This window comes from Streptomyces sp. MK37H, from assembly GCF_018035285.1.
Lineage (GTDB): Bacteria > Actinomycetota > Actinomycetes > Streptomycetales > Streptomycetaceae > Streptomyces > Streptomyces endocoffeicus.
The window spans coordinates 1-3,515 of the sequence record NZ_JAAAYH010000648.1; the positions used below are offsets into that span (position 1 = coordinate 1).

At 74.3% G+C, this 3,515-nt stretch carries 3 protein-coding genes; 2 read left to right on the forward strand and 1 reads right to left on the reverse strand.

Features of this window, described 5'->3' with window-relative positions; genetic code table 11:
• A partial coding sequence (locus GWI24_RS42095) for an NUDIX hydrolase (protein ID WP_210951295.1) occupies window positions 1–673 on the forward strand: 673 nt, incomplete at its 5' end.
• 56 nt (window positions 674–729) lie between these two features.
• On the opposite strand, the gene GWI24_RS42100 is transcribed toward GWI24_RS42095, so the two are convergent.
• Window positions 730–2,091, reverse strand: a complete 1,362-nt coding sequence (locus GWI24_RS42100) for a dipeptidase (protein ID WP_210951296.1) — start codon at window positions 2,089–2,091, stop codon at window positions 730–732.
• 170 nt (window positions 2,092–2,261) lie between these two features.
• Here GWI24_RS42100 and GWI24_RS42105 point away from each other — a divergent pair, with 170 nt between their 5' ends.
• Window positions 2,262–3,467 carry a geranylgeranyl reductase family protein gene (locus GWI24_RS42105; protein WP_020873471.1) on the forward strand — a complete coding sequence of 402 codons (1,206 nt, stop codon included), beginning with the start codon at window positions 2,262–2,264 and terminating at the stop codon, window positions 3,465–3,467.
• The last annotated feature ends 48 nt before the right edge of the window (window positions 3,468–3,515 follow it).

Genomic DNA, 3,515 nt, shown 5'->3' on the forward strand with positions numbered 1-3,515 from the left:
AGCCGAACGCGAGGCGATACCCGGGGACGCGGACGCGAGCGAGTCCGTACGCCAGTGGTGCCTGGCCCATCTCGCGCCCTACCGGGCGGCCCTGACCTGGCTGACCACCGATGCCCATGTCGTGGACACCACGGGGCTCACCCCGCGCCAGACCGCCCAGCACATCGCCGGCGCGGTCCGCGAGGGCGCCGGGATCTGCGACATCGTGCAGACCCCGGAGCCGAGGGCGGAGACACTGGCCGCCGGGGTCCTGCTCTTCGACGAGGAGGACCGGGTGCTGCTCGTCGACCCCACCTACAAGCCCGGCTGGGAGTTCCCCGGCGGCGTCGTCGAGCCGGGCGAACCCCCGATGTGCGCCGGGGTGCGCGAGGTCACCGAGGAGCTGGGGGTACGGCTGGACGAACCGCTGCGGCTGCTGGTGGCCGACTGGGAGCGCCCCCAGCCGCCCGGTTACGGGGGCCTGCGGCTGCTCTTCGACGGCGGCAAGCTCTCCAGCGCGGCCGCCCGGGAGGTGCTGCTGCCCGGCTCCGAACTGCGTGGCTGGCGCTTCGTCACCGAGAGCGAGGCCGCCGCGCTGCTGCCACCGGTGCGGCTGAGCCGGCTGCGCTGGGCGCTGCGCGCCCGTGAGCAGGGCCGCCCGCTGTACCTCGAAGCGGGCGTCCCCACGGGCTGACCAGGCCGGCCCAGCCCGTGGGGCCGCCCGCCGACCGGGTGCGAGGTGAAGGGGGATCAGCCCTTGCCCGCCGCGTACATCCCCAGGAACAGCGCCTCGGTGAGCGAGAGCTTCTCCAACTCCTCCGGCGAGACGCTCTCGTTGACCGCGTGGATCTGCGCCTCCGGCTCGCTCAGCCCGATCAGCAGGATCTCCGCCTCCGGGTAGAGCGAGGCCAGCGTGTTGCACAGCGGGATCGAGCCGCCCTGCCCGGCGATCGCCATCTCCTGCCCGTCGTACGCCAGGCGCATCGCCTCCCGCATCGCCGCGTACGCCGGGCTCGTGGTGTCCGCGCGGAACGGCTGGCCCTGGCCGATCTGCTCCACCGACAGCCGCGCGCCCCACGGCACCGAGGACCGGAGGTGCTCGGCGAGCAGCTGGTTGGCCTCGGCCGCGTCCACGCGCGGCGGCACCCGCAGGCTGATCAGCGCCCGCGCGCCCGCCTGGACGGACGGGGTGGCGCCGACCACCGGCGGGCAGTCGATGCCGAGCACGGTGACCGCCGGGCGCGCCCAGATGCGGTCGGCGACCGTACCGGAGCCGATCAGCCCGACCCCGTCGAGCACCTTGGCGTCCTTGCGGAACTCCTCGTCCGGGTACTGCAGCCCGTCCCAGGCCGCGTCCGCGTCGAGGCCCTTGACGGTCGTCGAGCCGTCCTCGGCGCGCAGCGAGTCCAGGACGCGGATCAGCGCGGCGAGCGCGTCCGGGGCCGCCCCGCCGAACTGGCCGGAGTGCAGATTGCCCTCCAGGGTCTCCACCGAGACCCGCAGCAGCGTCATCCCGCGCAGCGTGGCCGTGACCGTCGGCAGCCCGACCCGGAAGTTGCCCGCGTCGCCGATCACGACCGCGTCGGCGGTCAGCAGCTCCGGATGGGCCTCGGCGTAGCGCTCCAGACCGCCCGTGCCCTGCTCCTCCGAACCCTCCACGATCACCTTGACGCTGACCGGGACCCCGCCGTTCGCCTTGAGCGCGCGCAGGGCGGTGAGATGCATGATCACGCCGCCCTTGCAGTCCGCGGCGCCCCGCCCGTACCAGCGGCCGTCGCGCTCGGTCAGCTCGAAGGGCGGGGTGTGCCAGGCGTCCTCGTCCAGCGGGGGCTGCACGTCGTAGTGCGCGTAGAGCAGCACGGTCGGGGCACCGGCCGGACCGGGCAGGAAGCCGTAGACGGACTGGGTGCCGTCGGGCGTGTCCAGCAGCGCCACGTCCTCGAACCCCTCGGCGCGCAGCGCGTCGGCGACCCACCGGGCGGCCGCCTCGCATTCGCCGGGCGGGAACTGCGCCGGGTCCGCCACCGACTTGAAGGCCACCAGCTCGGCCAGCTCGGCCCTGGCGCGCGGCTGCAGGGCGGCGACGGTGGCGGCGAGAGGCGCCTTCTCCATGGGAGACCCTCCTGGGGGTGCGACGGGCCGGCGGCGGGATGCGCGGCGATGGGCACGTATGTACGGCTTGATGCCGCGTGGCCGATCATCCCACAGCGGGGTCATCCGCCGGGGAGCCGTAGGATGCCGGGTAGGCGCATCAGGTCGGTCGATTGGGAGCGGATCCACACGTGAGCAGCGACAACGCAGCCCCGGACAATGAGACGGTATGGGACGTCGTCGTGGTGGGCGCGGGCCCCGCGGGTGCCTCCGCGGCCCATGCCGCCGCCTGCGCCGGGCGCCGGGTGCTGTTGTTGGAGAAGGCCGAGCTGCCGCGCTACAAGACCTGCGGCGGTGGCATCATCGGTCCCTCGCGAGACGCCCTTCCGCCGGGTTTCGAACTGCCGCTGCGCGAGCGGGTGCACGCGGTCACGTTCTCGCTGAACGGCAAGCTGTCCCGCACCCGCCGCTCCAAGCACGCGCTCTTCGGGCTGATCAACCGGCCGGAGTTCGACGCGGCCCTGGTCGACGCCGCCAAGGACGCGGGCGCCGAGGTCCGTACGGGCGTCGCGGTCACCCGCGTCGAGCAGCACGGCCCGGCCGTGCCCGACCGGCGCACGGTCGCCGTGGTGCTCTCCGACGGTGAGACGGTGCTGGCGCGGGCCGTGGTCGGCGCCGACGGCAGCGCGAGCCGCATAGGCGCGCATGTCGGCGTGAAGCTGGACCAGGTGGATCTCGGCCTGGAGGCGGAGATCCCCGTTCCGGAGACCGTCGCGGAGGACTGGGCGGGCCGGGTGCTCATCGACTGGGGCCCGATGCCGGGGAGTTACGGCTGGGTCTTTCCCAAGGGCGACACCCTTACCGTCGGCGTCATCTCGGCGCGCGGCGAGGGCGCCGGGACCAAGCGCTACCTGGAGGACTTCATCGCCCGGCTCGGCCTCGCCGGATTCGAGCCGAGCATCTCCTCCGGCCATCTGACCCGCTGCCGCGCCGACGACTCGCCGCTGTCGCGCGGCCGGGTCCTGGTGTGCGGCGACGCGGCCGGGCTGCTGGAGCCGTGGACCCGCGAGGGCATCTCCTACGCGCTGCGCTCGGGCCGGCTGGCGGGGGAGTGGGCGGTGCGCGTCGCCGAGGCACACGACGCGGTGGACGCCCGCCGCCAGGCCCTGAACTACGCATTCGCGATCAAGGCGGGGCTCGGCGTGGAGATGGGCGTCGGCCGCCGACTGCACACGGTCTTCGCTCGCCGCCCCGGGATGTTCCACGCGGCGATCACCGGCTTCCGCCCGGCATGGCGCGCCTTCACGAAGATCACCCGTGGTACGACCACGCTGGGCGACCTCGTCCGCACCCACCCGGCCGCCCGCCGCGCCCTGGGGGCGATGGACCGGGGCTAGGGGCCAGGGGGTCCGACGGATCCTGACGCCTGCGGCGGGCTGCTCCCC

Excerpts from the sequence above, each read along its gene's own strand:
- GWI24_RS42100 (WP_210951296.1), bottom strand. The coding sequence starts at position 2,091 with ATGGAGAAGGCGCCTCTCGCCGCCACCGTCGCCGCCCTGCAGCCGCGC.